A 16,809-nucleotide genomic window follows, 5' to 3' on the forward strand; every position below is an offset into this window, starting at 1 on the left:
ACGTGACCGCTCCGGATCCCGCCGGTAGGGTCTGGTCGATTACCGGTGAGTAGCATCCCATGGGCGGGACGTGCCGGACCCTTCACCAGGGTGCTTCGGGCGGGCCCCTCTCACAATGACGGAGGCGGTACGGGAGTGGATGGGTTGACACCGTTCGGTGTCATGCTGCTGGAGTTGCGCAGGGCAGCTGGGCTGACGCAGGAGGAGCTCGCGGAGGCTGCTGGGGTGGCGGCCCGGTCGATCCGTGAACTTGAGCGGGGCAGGCGGGAGCGCCCGCACAAGCGCACGGTGCAGATGCTGGCGTCGGCACTCGGGCTGACCGAAGTTCAGGCGGCCGCGCTGCTCGCGGCCGCCCGTTCAGGTCGGTCGGCGGAGTCTGGTGCCGACGACAGTGTGAGGGGATCGGCCCTGCTTGAGCGCAGCAGCCAGCTGGGGGCGCTGGAGGGTGCGGCGCGGGAGGCCCGTGCCGGCCGGGGCCAGGTGGTGCTGGTCCGGGCCGGCGCGGGGATGGGGAAGACAGCGCTGCTGGACGCCTGGGCTGCCGTCCAGCGTCCGCGGGAGATCCGGGTGGTGTCCGCGAGCGGGGCGGACCTGGAACGGGACTTCGCCTTCGCGGTGCTGCGGCAGCTGACCGAGCCCTTGCTGGCCCGGGCCGGTGAGGCGGGGCGGTCTCAGTTGTTGTCGGGTCCAGCGCAGTTGGCGACGCACGCTTTGCGGGTGGTGGGGACCGGTGAGCTGCCACCCGAGGCGTCGCTGGGCCTTCTGCACGCCCTGTACTGGCTGATGGTGCACGTCACCGATGACGGGCCGGTCGCCCTGGTGGTCGACGACGTGCACTGGGCGGACCTCCCATCGGTGCGGTGGCTGGAGTACCTGGCGCGGCGTCTGCGGGATCTGCCCCTGCTGATGGTGCTGGCGGGACGCCCGGACAGCTCTAGCCCGGTCGAGCCGCTGCTGGAGCGGATCGCCGAGCTGCCGTACTGCCGGCCGGTCGGCCTGCCCGGGCTTGAGGGCGACAGTGTGGCCCAGCTGGTGCGGGCAAGCCTGGGGCCCGCCGAACCACGGTTCGCCGCCGCTTGCGCCCAGGCCACCGAGGGCAGCCCGTTGCTGTTGCGCGAGCTGCTGCGGACCCTGGCCGACGACGAGGTCACACCGTCCGACGATCAGGCACCTGTGGTGCACGAGTTCCGGGACCGGATCCTGACGGCAACGGTGGTCAAGCAGCTGGCGGACGCGCCGGAGCCCGCCCTGCGTCTGGTGCGGGCCCTGGTGGTCCTGGGAGACGGGGCCGCCTGGCATCTGGCGGCCGAGCTGGCGGGGCTGGGCGAGGCCGAGGCTCGGGAGCATGGGCGCCGGTTGCGGCGGATCGGCGTCCTGGCGCCCGGTGAGCCGCCCAGGTTCGGTCATCACCTGGTGCGTTCCGCGATCGCTGAAGCCGTTGTGGGCCCAGTGGAGTTGGCCGCCGGCCACGCGAGAGCCGCCGAGCTGCTCAGGCGCGACGGCGCGGCCGACGGTCTATTGGCGGCGCACCTGCTGCTGACCGAACCTGGCGGTGAGGACTGGCGGGTGGACGCTCTGCGGCAGGCGGCACGGGCGACACGTGGCCGCGGAGCCCCGGAGGCCTCAGTGACCTATCTGCGCCGGGCCCTGCGCGAGCCGGTATCCGCCCAACAGCGCGGCGCGTTGTTGCTGGAACTGGGCAAGGACGAGCTGCAGGTCGATGTCCGTGCGGCCAGGCACCATCTGGCGCAGGCCGGGGCGGTGTTGACCGACCCGTATGCCCGGGCTGACGCGGCCTGCCTGCTCGCCAACGCGCTGTTTCTCGGACATCAGCAAGACAGCGCTCTCGATGTCCTTGGCCGCGCGGTGGAGGACCTACGGCATACCGGCGACGGTACTGGCCGTTCTCGTGAGGTGTCATGGTTTCTGCAGGCGCAGATGCTGTTGATCGGTTATTACCAGCTGTCCACCGTCCCCGCGGCCCGGCGGCACGCGCGGCGGCTGTGGGACTACAAGCTGGCCGGCGACACCCCTGGTGAGTGCGCGGTTCTGGCCGCTCTGTCCGCCTCGGCCATCACCGGGGATGCCAGCGCCCAGGCCAGCAACGACCTGCTCGACCGGGCCCTGCGAGGCGGGCTGGCCGCAATGGACACATCCCAGATGATTGTGAGTCTGGCAGGCGTGGCCTTCGTGGCCACCGACCGCCTCGACGACGCGGCAGCGCGATTCGACCAGATCGCCGAAATGGGCGGGCGATGGGGCTCGTTCCGGATGGTGGAGGCCGCCATGACCTGGGAGCTGCTCGTCCAGACCCGCCGTGGCCAGCAGCTTCCGCTCACTGCGGACTTCGGACACCCCGCTGCCGCAGCCGAGGAGGGTAGGGAGCATCGGGTAAGGCTGCTGCTGATGACCCAGATGGGCGAATCGCTGATCGAGCGATGCGACCTGGCCACAGCGACCGCAGTACTCGCGGCCGATGCCGACACCGACCGGGCGGGGTGGTCCTGGCAGGGCATGGCGCACCTCGCCCGCGCCCGCCTGCTCGTAGCCCGAGGCAATCCGGCCGCAGCCCTCGCGGTCCTGCACGACTACGGCGCGCAAGAAAGGCACGCCCAGGTCACGAACTTGACCATGGCCCCCTGGCGATCACGGGCGGCCTTGCTGCACCTGGCGCTCGGACAGCGGACCGACGCACTCCAGCTGGCCACCGAGGAGCTGGAACTTGCCCACCGGTGGGGAACCGAGCGAGCGATCGGCCTGGCATCGCGCTGTCTGGGCGTCATCAAAGGCGGGCGGGAAGGAGAGGCTCTGCTGTGTGAGGCCGTGGCCTTGCTGAAACGTTCCCCCGCTCGCCTGGAGCTGGCCCGGGCCCACTACGCGCTGGGGACCGCGCAGCTGCAGACCGGGGACGCCGATCAGGCCCGCCAGGCCATTACCCAGGCACTCGACCTCGCGGACAGCTGCGGCAGCATCCTGTTGGCCGGCCAGGTACGTACAGCACTTGCCAGGGCAGGAGTGCGCCCGAGGCCGGCACCACCCATGCCGCCGAGCCTCTCCCTGACCGAGCACAGACTGGTTCATCTGGTCGGCCTCGGCCACAGTGACCGCCAGATCGCCCAGGCCCTGCTCCTGACCGAGCACGATGTCTGCGAACTGATCGAGCAGACAGGCCGAAGGCTGGGCGCGGACGCCAGAGCCAAGCTGACGTCGCTCGCCCGAGCGCGCCACACATCCGCCACCGTCGAGACAGAACGAACATGCTCAGACGCACCAGCCCCGGGTTTCATCCGGTAATCCTTCCGGTAGTCCGTCCTGGCCCCCGAAACGGGCCAGATGATCTCCTTGACCCGACGCCGGAGGGCAACCGCCCACGGTCAAGAGCAGCGGGCGGCCCTCGCCGGCACCCAAGGGGACCGGCGGGCTGTGCGCGGGCGGCGTGCTTGCCGCCTGCCCGGCCGTCGCAGGGTCTGTTCAATTCTCAGGGCGCGGGCGGCCCGGCCGCCCGCTCGACTCGAAAGGGCCGCGTGTGAAAGACATGACCGCTCGTACCCCGCAGGAGATCTTCGCCAGCCACGGCAAGGCGCTGCTGGCAGAAGACGTGGACGCCATCGCGGCGAACTTCGCCGAGGACGCGGTACTGATCACCCCTGGCGGGGTCCGTCACGGCCGGGACGGGGTCCGGCAGGCCTTCGTCCAACTGTTCACCGACCTGCCCAAGGCGAAGTGGGATCTGAGGATCACCACGTTCGCCGGTGGGGTGCTGTTCCTGGAATGGGCGGCTGACTCCGGGAACGGGCGGGCCGAACACGGGGTGGACACCTTCGTCTTCCGTGACGGCCTCATCGCCGCCCAGACCGTTCGCTACACACTCGCGCCGAACTCCTGAGCCCTGGCACGCCCCGTCTGCCCTGCCCGGGAGCGAAGGCCAAGCCGACGGTTCCGTACCGGATCCCATGAGAGGGAAGGGGCAGCTCGTGCAGTCAGCGTCCGACCGGGGGCAGCCTGCGGCCCCATGGTGGCGTAGTTGGCGCACCGCGACGACATCGGCGCCTTATTCGTGGCGCAGCCCCGTCGGATGCGACACGTCACTTGGCATCGTGGGGGCCCGAGCCGACAGCCAAGTCGGGGCCCGCCTGGACAAGCTGGTACAGGCGGCAACCGTCCACGCCCACGGCGAGGACGAGGAAATTGCGGGCCTGTTCGCGAAGGTCCAAAAGCACCTGGGCATGCCGTTCGTCACCAAAGTCCCGGGGGAAGAGGTGAAGGTCATCGGCGTCGATCTCCTGGTGGGCGGGATCGTGGCGATCTGCGCCCGCGGCAGCCAGCGGCGGACCGTTGGCCTTCTCAATCTGCCCCTGCCGACTTCCGCCCCCGGGGGCGCGGAATGGATCCACGCCTACCGCCACTGGGCGGGACTGGCACCGCAATGACGCCACACAAGCGACTGCCAGGACTCACGCACTGAAGCAGGACGGGACGGGCCACTCCCGGAGCGCACTATGTCATGAGCCTGCCATTCAAGTGGCTTCGGCCCCCAATCCGAGGAGTCAAGGAGAGGAGTCAAGGAGTTGAAGCGGGCAGGCAATGCGTCGAACCGGAAAACGGACGTCCCGCACCGGATCACGGTGACCAACACCGGGCATACGCCGGTGCTCGGCGCCGTGGTGCGTGACACCGACAACGACGCCGAGTCGGGGGCGCGGGTACTCTTCGTCTGCCCGCCACCCGCCCCGCCTCAGTGTGAACCGCAAGTCCAGTGGCCCGTCGAGGACGACCGGGCCCCATCACGTCGCTCACTGATACCCGCAGATCTGCTCGGCTTCACTGCCGTCCGCTTCATGCCCTGCCTCCATGTCCGGGAAATGACCACCTGATGATCATGGCGGGTGGGCCGACGCAACTCCGGCCGACGGCGTACCAGGGGCGCGGTCGGCGCTTAGAATTCACCCGGATCGCCGAGCTAGACGAGGGTCACGTCTTCGAGCTGTCCGGGACCGTGCAGGATCACCTGGATCCCTGGCGGAAGGGATTTCCGGGCAGCGTCGGCGACGGCCTGCGCCTCCTGCGGCCAGACCTGCGGGTCGAAGCGGAGCTCCACACGGACGACAGGGCCCGCGGCCTCGTCGACGAGCTTGAAGCGGGGGCTTCCCGCCTCGTAGTGCCGCTGGTCGGCATCGGGGTACAGATGCCGGGGACTGACCGCGACCTGCGGCAGGTCGGCGAGGGCGGACACGCAGTCGGCGGGAGTGATGAACTCCCCTTGCTCGCCGGACGCCACGCAGTGCGCCTCCCGCCCCAACGGGAGGAACCCCGGTTCCCCCCACTTCGGGCAGGCCTGCGCGGCGAGTTGGACGAGGTCGCCGGGCCGGTAGCGGATCCGGGGCTCGAACTCGACGTAGGGGTGCAGCGCTGTCACCAGCAGGCTACCGCGCCCGCCGAGCGGAACATAGCGGTCGGGATCGGCCGGATCGACGACCTCCGCCACACATGACGGAGGAAAGTGATGGTGCGCGCAGACCCGGCACTTGACCGCGTTGCACATGCGCAGCTCGGAGAAGCCGTAGACCACGTCGATCTCCGCACCCCACCAGTCCCGCAGCCGGGACTCCCAGCCGCGGGACAGGAATTCACGCCCGACCTCCAGCGATTCGATGCCGAGTCCGGAGATGGCGCCGAAGCGTTGCTGCATATGCAGCGTCAGATCCTTGATCTGCCGCACCGTGCCCGCCAGGACGCGAATGCGGCTCCCGTCGGCGGAGCCGTTCGCGATGAGGTCGGCCGCCAGGTCGAAGTAGCGCATCGACAGCAGCGGGACGAAGTCCCCTTCCCCGGCAAGGTCCAGTCCCACCACGGCCCCGTGGTTGAAACCGACCAACTGCAGTCGCCGACGCCCGTCGCCGACTCGACTGGACCTCAGGGCCGCACGCTCCGCCTCGGTCGAGTAGAACGCCTTCGGGACACCGGAGGTGCCGTTCGTGAACCCGGTGGCGATCCCGTCGAACGTCGAGGTGCGAAGCTGCTCGCGGACCGAGGCCCAGCCGGCCGGGTCGAGCCAGGGCAGTTGTCGCAGCAGACCAGGGGCGTTGTCGGGCCCGATCTCCACGTCCGGGATCAGCTCACGGTAGAACGGGCTGTCCGCTCGTACCCGGGTCAGCGTCCGGGCCAGGCCGATCAGGCGCTGCTCGGTCAGGGTGGTCTGCACGGGTCGTCTCCTTGGGACTAGGTGGAACCGAAAGCGGGCCGTGCGACTCTCAGCGGTCGCACGACCCGCATCAGGTGTCCTTGTTCGTCACATCACCCCTTACCAGGGGGTCAGAAGCACCCGGCCGGCCGGAAGAGCTCCGCGGCGTGGGCGGGCTCAGCCGCCACCAGGGTGGAGATGTGGCAGCCTCGGGCTTCAGCCGTCGTCGGGGCGGCCGGAGCAACCGCCACAGCCGTGCCGACTATCAAACCTGCGCTGACCGCTGCCAGGGCGGCGATCCGTGTGACCGAGATTTCAGGAAGACCGTTGAGCATGTGTGCACTCCTTCTACTGGACGGTGATCTTGCGAGAACATAGCAGCCCGCAAGCAGGTGAAGTGCTCACCGGGGCCGGGATATCGACACCGCCCTGACGCGGTAGGGACTTTGGGGACCGACGCCGCAGGGCGAGTCCGAAGGAAGCGCGGCACAGGCACCGTCCGTCGTCCTGGAAGTTGCGGAAGACTCATCGGGAAGCCATCGTCACATTCGTTGTCGTACCCAGGCGTTCGATGCGGAACGCCGTGCCGGCCAGTTACAGCAGCGCGTACACGGTGCTGTAGTCGGCACATTGAGTCATCATCAGTTCACTGATACCTGGTCCCACGTCGTACCACGCCCGGTATGCCAGCGCGCGTCGACGTCGAAAGTCCGATTTGGTCGGCACAGACGCAGACGCAGATGATCTGCGGGACCCCGGGAGTGGACAGTCAGCCGCTCCGACCCCGCCCTGACCGTCACCACCGCCCGCCGCTGGACCGAGACCGCGACACCGGGCACGGCCGGCAAGGTCGCCGGTGTCGTGCGCCACGGGCTGCGCACCCTGATCAAGCAGGCGGATCCGGGTGCCCTCGCACTGCTGGGCTACGGCACGGCGGACGACCTGAGCGTGGACGGCCCCCACCTGCACAGCGACACGGTCACGGTCGGCGGGACACTGACCTTCGACATGACGATCACGAACACCGGGGCCGAGCCGGTCAAGACCGCCGTTGACTACGTGGTGCACTACCGCAAGGCCAACGGCGCGCTGGCACCCAGGGTGTACAAGCTCAGCACGCACATTCTCGCCCCCGGACAGAAGCTGGCTCTGACCCGCGGCCAGAAGTTCGTGGCACTGACCACACGCCGGTTCCATCCGGGCGGCCAGGCCTGGAGTTGCAGGTCAACGGCGCCCGCTACGGGTACGTCCCCTTCCTCCTGCGCGAGACACAACCGGTACCTGCGGAACGGGTTCCCAGTCAGCGCTCGACGAACTGCTCCACGGACACCCGCCAGCCGTCGGCCTCCATCAACACCCGGATCTGCTCCGCCATCTCCCCGGACGAGGCCCTGAGCTCGTAGTACGGCTGGTCATCGCGAACACCACGAAGGGTCACGTGGTCCCTCCAGCGCAGCGGCTCCGGTTCCTGGATCACGATCAACGCCGTCGGCCGTGTGGCCCCCCAACGCGTGTCAGCGGCGGCAGCCGGTTCCGGCTTCGACAAGGCTTCGGCACCGGGGCCGGGCGGCCCTGACTCTTCGGACGGGACTTGGCCGGCCTTCGTGGCCGTCGCCGTGTCTCCCGACGGTGCGTGGACCCGGGCCGCCCGGCGGGCGTCGCTTCCCCGCGCCGCGGCAACGCCGGTACACAGCAGGATCAGCAGGATCAGCTCCACGCAGCCGAGGAGCGGCACCGAGGGATACCACAACCCCACGTTCAGGACGATGAGGCCGACCATCGATGCGACGATCAGGAAAACAGCCCATCCGCTCTTCCGTCGTCGGCTTCGGTCAGTACCGGCGGGACTGGCGCTGACGCCGACCTGGCGTGCACGCACGTCGCAAACCATGGCGCGACTCCCTTCCGAGCTTCAAGCGCGGGGACATCCACCAGGCATACGCCGCGCGGCTGCGAGCGGTTCAGGGCCTGCTGGGGCGGGTTTCGGTCCGGTCGACCAGGAGGCGTCATTCGGCCCGGCCAAGTCGCTAGCCGTTCGCGCGGAAGATTGGCCAGCCGGCCTCGGTGACCCACTGGTCATCCTCGGCCACATCGAGGGGGCTGCGCAGGCAGAACTCGCGCAGCCGGCCGTCGACGCCGATCTCGTGCCGTGCGGCGTAGGTGCCACCGAACGCGTCCTGCCGCTGGGCGGCCTGCTGCAGCGCGCCGCACAGTGAACCGCGCGGTCAGCACCCCAGCCATACACGGCTGGGGCGCCGCCGGTCTTTCCGAGTGCGGTCGCCTGGAGCGGTACGGGGGTGATGTTCGACAGGGGGAAACGGCTGCACGGTCAGGTGGTAGTCCTGCACGATCCGGCCGTCGTCGTCCAGCACGAGGAAGACCCGGGCGGCCCAGGCCACCTCGTCGACCTGCGGGCCCTTGGCGTGGGTCAGTTGGATGGTGAACATCACGACGTCGTCGTGAACGGTGACATGGCTGTCGTCCGTTACGTGGTACTCACCGAAGGCGACGAACAGCCCGTACGCCTGCGTAACCCGGTCCGCCAGCCCGGCATGGCCGCGGAACTGGGTGCCTTCGACGAACTCGATGCCGTCCGGGGCCCACAGCTCGGCGACGGCGCGCTCGCGGGCGGCGACGTCAGGCTCGCTCCACACAGCGATGTAGCGCTGCACGACCTGGTCGACATCCGTGCTGGTGATCTGCGCCATGGTGGGTCAACTCCCTTGCTCAGTGGGTGTTCGGCCGGGATCCGGCCGAGGGCACCAGGCTCCGGGCGGCCGTCGCCGGAGGGTCAAGGGGGACATCGCCGCCGGACTCTCCCCCTGGGGGAGGGCCCACAATCGAGGGGTGACGAGCTACCTGTCGATCGGCGATTTCTCACGTGCCACCCACATGACCGTCAAAACGCTGCGCCACTACCACGAGATCGGCCTGCTGGAACCAGTCGAAGTCGACCCACAGACCGGGTACCGGCGCTACTCGGCCGAGCAGATCCCCACCGCCCGGGTGGTGCGCCGGTTCCGGGACCTCGGGATGCCGCTGGAGGAGGTCAGAACCGTCCTTGCCGCCACGGACGTGGCGACCCGCAACCGGCACATCAGCGCGCACCTGACCCGACTGGAGGAGGAGCTGGGCCGCACCCAGCGCGCGGTCGCAGCGCTGCGTGACCTGCTCACCCTGCCCGTGTCCGCGCACGCGCCCGGGATCGAGCTGCGCAGCGTCGGCGCGGTCCAGACCGCAGCGGTCACAGCGACGGTCGAGGTCCAGGATGTCGGGGCCTGGTTCCAGGGCGCCCTGGGCGAGCTGTTCGCCACGATGGCCGGCCAGGGACTCCGGGAGACCGGACATGCCGGCGGCGTGTACTGCGACGAACTGTTCACCCTGCACCGGGGACAGGCCACCGTCTTCGTGCCCTGCCAGGGCCCCCTGCGGCCGGTCGGCCGGGTCGCGCCGCTGCTCCTGCCTCCGATCGAGCTCGCCGTGATCGAGCACTGCGGCCCGCCCGCCGAAGTCGACCGCGCCTACGGCGCGCTGGCCGCCTTCGTCTCACGCCACGCACTGGCCGTCGACGGCCCGATCCGCGAGTACTACCTGGTCAACCAGCGACAGACCCCGGACAGTGCCCTGTGGCGCACCGAGGTCTGCTGGCCCGTCTTCCGCACCGGCATCGCAGCCCAGTCATCCGAAACCGCACAGGGAACGCCGCGACCGGTGCCGCAGGCGTAGCGCCAAGAGCCAGTCGGGCGAGTCGGCGGGGCGGGGTTCGCGGTCAGGCGCCGGGCGCAGTTGTCAGGGCCTGCCGGGCACGTCGCGGTCAGGCCGGCTGGTGGGTGTCCCAGACCACGAGGGACAAAGGGGTGAACCGACCAGATGACCCCGCGCCGGCCGCGTTCGGAGCAGGCGCCCGGAGAGCGAGATCCTGTGCGCGCCGTTCAGGCTGCCGCCCCCCGCCGGGTTGACGGTCCAGCCGAACGGGGCCGATCCGGCGGCCGAGCCGGAGGAGGCGGTGACCGTGACGGTCGTGGTCGGTGTGCCGGAGACCAGCCCAGAGGAGCTGATCGACATCCCGGCCGGCAAGAGCTCCATGATCTTCGAAGCATGTGCCCAACTCGCATCCGAGCCCCAGTTCGATGCGCAGACAGTCACGGATCGGACGCCATGCGACTACGCCGAAGCCCAGCGTTTCTTCCTGTGTTCCTTTTTTGGGATCCTCCGTGGAAACCGGATGAAAATGATTCGGTATGCCGCGTGGCTAGTCTGACGGCCGTCAATGCGATTTCGGCCGAGATGAGGCACCGGGATGTCAGGTATCGCAGGGTGGCTCGATCACAAACGTGATCTGACGGGAGAACATCTGACAGTGGCCCGGACGGCGTCCGACCTCGTGGTCCGCGGCCGCCGGGACGCTGCGAGCTGGCTGGGGCGGCACGCCGCCCTGATCCAGCGGACCGACCAGGCCTGGCACGGGTCCGCCCGGCCGACCGTGGCCGAGGAGAACGGGCGCACGGTCGCGGCTGCGGTGTGCGATGGATACCTCAAGAACGCCGCCGAGTTGTGCGCCGCCGTCGGCGGTGGCACAGCCGGCGGGGACCGGCCGTCGCCGGCCGAACCGATCCTGCGCGGACATCTGCGGTGGGGCTCTGCGCTGGCCGAACACCTGGATGGCGCTTTCGCCTTCGCGATCTGGGACGAGCGCAGCGGTGAACTCGTGCTCGGTCGGGATCGAATGGGTATCAAGCCGCTGAGCTATTTCCAGACCGCTGACGGGGTGCTCTTCGCCTCCGATCTGGCCGTCCTGGCCGTCCACCCGCTGATGACGCCGGAACTGGACGCCGACGGCGTGTGTGCCGTCATCACCAAGATGCGCGAAACCGGCCGCAGCGGGCTGCGCGGAGTCAGCGAGGTGCCGTCGGCCTCGCTGGTGCGCGTCACTGCCGACAAGGTGGTGCCGCATTGGTACTGGGCACTGGAGGCCCGGGAGCACGACCTGGACGAGGAGGCGACAATCGCCCGGGCCGAGGAGCTCCTGCGGGACTCCGTCTCCCGGGACATCACCGGCCAGGATCCGGGGGTACTGCTCTCCGGCGGTCTGGACCCGAGTGTGCCGACCGCTCTGGTCGCCACCGGTAACAACCGCAGGCCCGTCACCTTCACCGTGGCGTTCGAGCAGACAGCGGCGAAGACCCCGGACCGGCCGTTCATCGAGGACGTCGTCGGCTTCTGGGACTGCGACCACCAGGACATCCTGGTCAGCGTGCCGGAGGTCTGCGACCCGGTGACCATCTCCGAAGTCCTCGCAGCGAAGGACCACACCTCGCCGTTCGGGGACAAGAACGTCACGCCCTACCTGCTGGCCCGGCGCGCGGCCGAGCGCGTTCCGGTCGTAGTCTGCGGGGAGGCCGCGGACACCATGTCCGGCGGTCTGTACGGCGAGCTCGATTCCCTTCAGGAGCTCAGCACCTTCCCGTGGCTGGAGCAGGCCCGCCGGTTCGGCGTCCCCTACGGCACCGGCGCCGGCCTGTTCAGCGGCGAGCTGCTGTGCGCCGTGGACGCCGACGCCCATCTGGATCGGGTGTTCCGGGCCGCGCTGGCGGAGGTGCCGACCCTGGCGACGGACACCCGGACCCGTCGCGCTGTCCGGCAGCTGGACTACCTGACCGCCGGACGCCTCCAGGAGCAGACCATGCTGCACGCCGAGCGGCTGGGCACGGCGGCGGGGGTGCAGATGCGGTTCCCCTTCGCGGACCACACGTTGTACTCCTTCATGTACAGCGTCCCCCCAGAGATGAAGTTCGTGGGCGGCCGGACGAAGAGCCAACTGCGCGAGTTCGCCAAGGACCTGGTGCCCCAGCCGGTGCTGAACCGGGTCAAGTCGACGTACCCCGCCACCTACGACGCCCGCTACAAGGACCGCGCCGGCGCCTTCGTCGCCACCCTGCTCAAGGCGATGGCCGCCGACTGCCACGAACTGCTCTGGACGATCGCGGAGGACCCTGGCGCACCGCTGATCAAGGTGCTCGTCCAATCCGGGACGGCCGGCTCGGCCACCCGCACGGCGGTCGACTCGCAGAGGGTGAACGCGGCTGCGGTGGCGGCGATGGTCGAGGTGTGGCAGGAGGTGCTGCGGATCGACGTGATCAGCCCGGAGGACTCGTTCTTCGAGCTCGGCGGACGCTCGCTGCTCGCCGAGAGCCTGGTGGGCGTCGAGCGCCGCTTCGGGCGCGAGGTCCCGCTCCGGGCCCTGTTCGACTGGCCCCGTCTGATCGACTTCACCGAGCAGGTCCTCGGGCACCGATCGTGACCACGGCCCCCGCCCAGGCCGGGATCTGGCGGCACGACACCCTGCGAGGCCTGCTCGCGGCCGAGACGGTGTCCGTCTTCGGGAGCGCGCTGAGCCTGGTGGCGGTTCCCTGGCTGGTGCTCACACTGACGCATTCGCCCAGGGACATGGGGCTGGTGATGGGCGCGGGGCTGACCGGCACCGCGCTCTTCGGGGTGCTGGGCGCCTCCTGGGCGGGCCGGCTCGGGCCGCGCCGGGTGATGGTTCTCGGTGACTGCATGCGCGGTTCGCTGATCACGCTGCTGCCGGTCCTCGCGGCCTGCGGCCGGCTGACCGTCGGTGCGATCGCCCTGGTGATGTTCGCCATGGGCGGCTTCTGGGCGCCATACGCCGCCAGCCAGCAGTCGGTGCTGCCGAGTGTTACGGGCGAGGACGAGGACCTGCTGAGCCGGGCCACCGCGGTGCTGGAGAGCGCCATGCGGTTGAGCCTGATGATCGGACCGCCGTTGGCCGGGCTGCTCGTCGGGCTGCTCGGCCCGGCCCGGGTCATCGTGCTGGACGCGGCGAGCTTCGGGGTCTCGGTTCTGCTGCTGCGGCGCTACCTGCCCGCGGCCGAACCTGTCCGGCCGCCGCCGGACCGGCGCTCGTTCACGGCCGGTGTGCGGACCCTGCGGTCGGACCCGCTGCTGGCCACCTGGTCCGTGGCCCTGACCCTGTCCGAATTCGCCTGGCAGGGACTGTTCGCCGCGATCCCGGTGATCGCCCTGACGCTCGGTCACGGGCGGCCAGTGGTGGCCGGTCTGCTGTCCGGGGCGTTCGCCAGCGGCGCGCTGCTCGGCACGCTCCTGGTGGGGCCGCTGCTGCGGCGGCTCTCCGTGTCGGTGCTGGCGGTGGCCGGCCGCGGGCTGCTCGCGCTGTCCTTCCTCGGGCTGCTCCTCCCGTTGGGCGTGACCACGCTGATCTGCTGCCTGGCGGTCGCGGGCCTGCTCAACGGAGTGTCCAGCGCGCCGGTCACGACCGTGCGCGCCCTGCGGGTACCGGCCCACCTGCGCTCCGAAACCATCACCGTCGCCACGGCCCTCGCTATGACGGGGGCCACCGCGGGTTGGCTCGTCACCGGTTCGGCCATCCACGCGGTGGGCCTGCGCGGGGTGTGTTTCTCGGGCTCGCGGCCGCGCAGGTCGCGGCCGCCCTGTTGCACGCCATCGGCCTGGCCGCCGTTCGCCACCGGCACTCCCACGTCGCCAACCGCGCCACCGAACCCGATCCGCGAGGAGGTCCCGATGACAGCGCCCGCCAGGGCCGACCGGCCTGACGGCTGGCAGAGTGTCCCGTGCCGCATGAGCATTGGCCTGCGGTACCAGCAACGCGAGGACGGAGCCATCCCGTCCGAGAACATCACCTGCTTTCTGTTCTCGTTCCGCGAGCTCGACACCGATACCGCGCGGCTGGAGCGTGCGGTGGAGTGGGCCGTCGGGTCAATCCGGCGCTCAGCAGCGAATACCGGGTGCACCCGGAGCTAGGCCCGCAGTACCGGACAGTGCCGCCGTCGGAACCCGTTCTCGACGTGGTGGAGCTCGGCGGCGACGAGGGCGACTTCTCCCCGTCCCGGCGACGCGCCTCGCTGCCCGGGTCGCCGTCACGGAGCACCGCGCGCTGGCCGGGAACGGGGAGTCCGGGCTGCGCGAGGCCTGGCGGTGGCGACTTCCGGACGGCATCGCGGACCTCGCCCTGAAACGGGAACGGCCGTGGCGCCAGTGCACGCCCGAGGGCGAGCAGGCCATGGTCCGGCTGACCGGGGAGGAGCAGCGGCGGCATGTCGCCGAAGCCAGAGAGCTGCGGGTGTCCAGCTTCATGCCGGCCACGGCAAAGGTGCTGCTCGCCATGCGGCCGAGCGTCCTGGGCGACGGGCTGAGCTTCTTCTCCCCGTTCCCCGGCCGTGGACGCACCCCCTTCCGCCGGCCTGCTGGAGACCGTCGCCGCCGTGCGGGAAGGCGTGCTGTGGACGATGCAGCATCAGGGCCTGCCGGTCGGCGCGGTGTTGGACGCGGTGGGGAACGCCGACGGTACCAGCGGCGAATTCTCCTACGAGCGCCGGTCGATCTTCATCTCCGGTAACCCATCGCTCGGGTTCGAACTCGACGGCGTCCGCGGCGAGATCCAGGTGCCCACGCTCACCGACGCCATGTTCGACGTCAGCCCGTGGATCTCCGGCTCCGGTGACGAGCTGCGCTGCAGCACCGTCCACCGCAAGGAGCTACTGAGCCGGCCGCCGGTCGATTCATAGCTCGATTCCATCCGAATTCCCTGACTCTCCCCGCCGCCTGCGAAGAAACCGGAACAGATCCGGGATCGCGGGGCGGCAAGATAAATCTCGAAGAACGGCGAACACCAGCCGGGTCCATACGAATCGGAGGTGCATAACGTGTCGATAGTCAATGAAGGCACGCTGGTGCAGGATGCCGAAGCCGGCCATCCGCGCTACCTGAAAATCCTCGACGACCCCCTGTATTCGACCCTCGTCGATCTGCAGGACCTCGTGAATTACGAGACCGCTCAATTCTGGCGCAACCGCGGCGTGCGAGCGCTGCATCTGCCGGTGACCACTTCGTCCATCTCTTCCCCGATGGGCCTCGGCAGCGACTCGCTGCCGGTGCAGGTGGATCTGTTCGGCATCCCGACCTACCTCGCCGACTCCATGCAGTTCCTGCTGGAGTACGGCATCAGGATCGCCAGCGACGGTTGCTACTACCTGATGCCGAGCTTCCGCGGTGAGGAGACCGACCCCACCCACCTCGCCCAGTTCTTCCACAGCGAGGCGGAGATCCCTGGCGGCCTGGACGAGGTCATGGACGTCTCCGACGCCTACCTGCGGCACCTGGCCGCGGCCGTGGTCCGCGACCTTGCGGAGCCGGTCGCCGGGTTCGCCGGTGGCATCGGCCACCTGACGGAGTTCCTGGACCGCCCGACAGCGCGGATGACCTTCGACGACGCGGTGGCGGCGCTGGACGGCGCCCCCGAGTACTTCCAGTTTCACGACGGGTGGCGGACGATCAACCGGGCCGGGGAGCGCCGGCTGATGGAGCTGTACGGCCCCGCGGTCTGGCTGACCCACTCGGACCACCTCTCGGTGCCCTTCTACCAGGCGCTGGACGAGACGGGTCACAAGGCCCTGAACGCCGACCTGCTGATCGGCCCCGGTGAGATCATCGGCTGCGGCGAGCGGCACGTCGACGCCGAGCGGGCCCGGACCGCCCTCGCGGCGCACGCGGTGCCCGAGGAAGACTACGACTGGTACCTGCAGATGAAGCAGGAGAGGCCGCTTCGCACCGCCGGTTTCGGCATGGGCGTCGAGCGGTTCTTCATGTTTGTGCTCCAGCACGACGACATCCGTGATCTGCAGCTTCTCGAGCGTGCCAACGGCCGCCCCGCCGTCCCCTGACCAACGCTTCGCGATTTTCCACCGGAAATTCGAAAGGAATTCTTTTCCCATGAGCCTGAACCTCGCCAACCTCACCGCCAAGGACATCCTGGCGATGAACTACAACGAGCTGATCTCCGTTGTGCGCGAGACCAACCGCCCGCCCGGTGGCGTCTCCAGCGTCTCCCACCTGGCCACCCGCGCCCACCTGACCAAGGACAGCCACGTCCTGGAGATCGGCACCAGCACCGGCATCACCGCCATCGAGCTGGCCCGCCTGGTCGGCTGCCGCATCACGGCGATCGACATCAACGAGCGCAGCATCCAGGAGGCCCGCCGCCGCGCCGAGGCTCTGGGCGTCGCCCACCTGATCACCTTCGAGGTCAACGACGCCACCTCGACCGGCTACCCGGAAGACAGCTTCGATCTGGTCTTCTGCGGCAACGTGACCTCGCTGATCCCGGACCAGAAGGCCGCCCTCGCCGAGTACAGCCGGGTGGTGCGTCCGGGCGGCTTCATCGCCGCGATCCCGATGTACTACGTGAAGACGCCGTCGAAGAAGCTGCTCGCGGACGTCACCGAGGCGATCCAGGTGACCGTGGAGCCGCTGGAGGAGCAGTACTGGCTGGACTTCTTCCTCGGTGACGGACGGATCTCGTTCCACCAGGACAAGTACACCTTCGACTGGATCTCCGACGAGGTGGTCGACGGCTTCGTCAAGGACATCCTGACCCGCCCGCACCTGGACGAGCTGTCCGCCAAGGCCCGCGCCGCCTTGGTCGAGCAGTACTCCGTCTTCATGCGCCTGTTCCGCGACAACCTCAGCCAGATGGGCTACACCGAGCTGCTCGTCCGCTGCGAGGTCGACGAGCTGGGCGAGCCGGAGCTGTTCACCGCCAGCCCGGTGGGCGTACAGCGCTGATGCCA

The 16,809-nt window shown here is 69.5% G+C and carries 16 protein-coding genes; 11 read left to right on the plus strand and 5 right to left on the minus strand.

Translation table 11 applies throughout. The annotated features are described in order from the left end of the window. The first annotated feature begins 162 nt into the window (after positions 1-162). The 4 genes from ABH925_RS32955 (at position 163) to ABH925_RS32970 (ending at position 4,874) form a co-directional block, all read left to right on the plus strand. Positions 163-3,294: an AAA family ATPase gene (locus ABH925_RS32955; RefSeq protein ID WP_370154052.1), complete on the plus strand. Its 3,132-nt coding sequence runs from the start codon at positions 163-165 to the stop codon at positions 3,292-3,294. A gap of 241 nt (positions 3,295-3,535) precedes the next feature. Further along, on the plus strand, positions 3,536-3,886 hold the full coding sequence (locus ABH925_RS32960; RefSeq protein ID WP_370154055.1) for a nuclear transport factor 2 family protein: 351 nt from the start codon (positions 3,536-3,538) through the stop codon (positions 3,884-3,886). 211 nt (positions 3,887-4,097) lie between these two features. Continuing rightward, the gene (locus ABH925_RS32965) at positions 4,098-4,430 is read left to right on the plus strand and encodes a hypothetical protein (RefSeq protein ID WP_370154058.1); all 333 of its coding nucleotides are present in this window, start codon (positions 4,098-4,100) and stop codon (positions 4,428-4,430) included. Positions 4,431-4,568: 138 nt separating this feature from the next. After that, positions 4,569-4,874 carry a hypothetical protein gene (locus ABH925_RS32970; RefSeq protein WP_370154061.1) on the plus strand — a complete coding sequence of 102 codons (306 nt, stop codon included), beginning with the start codon at positions 4,569-4,571 and terminating at the stop codon, positions 4,872-4,874. A gap of 86 nt (positions 4,875-4,960) precedes the next feature. Here the strand turns inward: ABH925_RS32970 and ABH925_RS32975 are convergent, their stop codons facing one another. The 4 genes from ABH925_RS32975 to ABH925_RS32990 form a co-directional block, all read right to left on the minus strand. After that, entirely contained in the window at positions 4,961-6,202 is a 1,242-nt protein-coding gene (locus tag ABH925_RS32975; protein ID WP_370154064.1) for a hypothetical protein, read from the minus strand. 110 nt (positions 6,203-6,312) lie between these two features. Beyond that, the gene (locus ABH925_RS32980; RefSeq protein ID WP_370154067.1) at positions 6,313-6,516 is read right to left on the minus strand and encodes a hypothetical protein; all 204 of its coding nucleotides are present in this window, start codon (positions 6,514-6,516) and stop codon (positions 6,313-6,315) included. 965 nt (positions 6,517-7,481) lie between these two features. Further along, complete coding sequence (locus tag ABH925_RS32985) at positions 7,482-8,072, minus strand: hypothetical protein (protein ID WP_370154070.1); 591 nt, start codon at positions 8,070-8,072, stop codon at positions 7,482-7,484. A 334-nt stretch (positions 8,073-8,406) separates the two neighbouring features. Continuing rightward, a complete protein-coding gene (locus ABH925_RS32990) occupies positions 8,407-8,889 on the minus strand; it encodes a nuclear transport factor 2 family protein (protein ID WP_370154073.1) in 483 nt (160 codons plus the stop codon). Positions 8,890-9,028: 139 nt separating this feature from the next. Between ABH925_RS32990 and ABH925_RS32995 the strand changes: the two genes are divergently transcribed. After that, positions 9,029-9,907 (plus strand): MerR family transcriptional regulator, encoded by an 879-nt coding sequence (locus tag ABH925_RS32995; RefSeq protein ID WP_370154076.1) that lies wholly within the window; start codon positions 9,029-9,031, stop codon positions 9,905-9,907. A gap of 63 nt (positions 9,908-9,970) precedes the next feature. On the opposite strand, the gene ABH925_RS33000 is transcribed toward ABH925_RS32995, so the two are convergent. Beyond that, positions 9,971-10,267 carry a putative Ig domain-containing protein gene (locus ABH925_RS33000; RefSeq protein WP_370154079.1) on the minus strand — a complete coding sequence of 99 codons (297 nt, stop codon included), beginning with the start codon at positions 10,265-10,267 and terminating at the stop codon, positions 9,971-9,973. On the opposite strand from ABH925_RS33000, the gene ABH925_RS33005 reads away from it, so the two are divergent. From ABH925_RS33005 to ABH925_RS33030, 6 genes are all read left to right on the plus strand, one after another. After that, entirely contained in the window at positions 10,194-10,442 is a 249-nt protein-coding gene (locus tag ABH925_RS33005; RefSeq protein ID WP_370154121.1) for a hypothetical protein, read from the plus strand. The two genes, ABH925_RS33000 and ABH925_RS33005, sit on opposite strands and share 74 nt — an antisense overlap. A gap of 99 nt (positions 10,443-10,541) precedes the next feature. Next, on the plus strand, positions 10,542-12,482 hold the full coding sequence (locus tag ABH925_RS33010) for an asparagine synthase-related protein (RefSeq protein ID WP_370154082.1): 1,941 nt from the start codon (positions 10,542-10,544) through the stop codon (positions 12,480-12,482). Next, entirely contained in the window at positions 12,479-13,984 is a 1,506-nt protein-coding gene (locus ABH925_RS33015) for an MFS transporter (protein ID WP_370154085.1), read from the plus strand. The genes ABH925_RS33010 and ABH925_RS33015 overlap by 4 nt, the downstream gene beginning before the upstream one ends. A 416-nt stretch (positions 13,985-14,400) precedes the next feature. Continuing rightward, on the plus strand, positions 14,401-14,748 hold the full coding sequence (locus tag ABH925_RS33020; protein WP_370154087.1) for a hypothetical protein: 348 nt from the start codon (positions 14,401-14,403) through the stop codon (positions 14,746-14,748). 138 nt (positions 14,749-14,886) lie between these two features. Further along, positions 14,887-15,903, plus strand: a complete 1,017-nt coding sequence (locus ABH925_RS33025) for an amino acid--tRNA ligase-related protein (RefSeq protein WP_370154090.1) — start codon at positions 14,887-14,889, stop codon at positions 15,901-15,903. A 49-nt stretch (positions 15,904-15,952) separates the two neighbouring features. Continuing rightward, positions 15,953-16,804: a class I SAM-dependent methyltransferase gene (locus ABH925_RS33030; protein WP_370154093.1), complete on the plus strand. Its 852-nt coding sequence runs from the start codon at positions 15,953-15,955 to the stop codon at positions 16,802-16,804. Positions 16,805-16,809: the final 5 nt, after the last annotated feature.

Source organism: Streptacidiphilus sp. EB129 (assembly GCF_041262645.1).
Taxonomy (GTDB): domain Bacteria; phylum Actinomycetota; class Actinomycetes; order Streptomycetales; family Streptomycetaceae; genus Streptacidiphilus.

Coding starts and splice junctions, on each gene's coding strand:
- ABH925_RS32955 (WP_370154052.1), top strand. CDS start 163: ATGCTGCTGGAGTTGCGCAGGGCAGCTGGGCTGACGCAGGAGGAGCTC.
- ABH925_RS32960 (WP_370154055.1), top strand. CDS start 3,536: ATGACCGCTCGTACCCCGCAGGAGATCTTCGCCAGCCACGGCAAGGCG.
- ABH925_RS33030 (WP_370154093.1), top strand. CDS start 15,953: ATGAGCCTGAACCTCGCCAACCTCACCGCCAAGGACATCCTGGCGATG.
- ABH925_RS33000 (WP_370154079.1), bottom strand. CDS start 10,267: ATGGAGCTCTTGCCGGCCGGGATGTCGATCAGCTCCTCTGGGCTGGTC.
- ABH925_RS32990 (WP_370154073.1), bottom strand. CDS start 8,889: ATGGCGCAGATCACCAGCACGGATGTCGACCAGGTCGTGCAGCGCTAC.
- ABH925_RS32980 (WP_370154067.1), bottom strand. CDS start 6,516: ATGCTCAACGGTCTTCCTGAAATCTCGGTCACACGGATCGCCGCCCTG.
- ABH925_RS32985 (WP_370154070.1), bottom strand. CDS start 8,072: ATGGTTTGCGACGTGCGTGCACGCCAGGTCGGCGTCAGCGCCAGTCCC.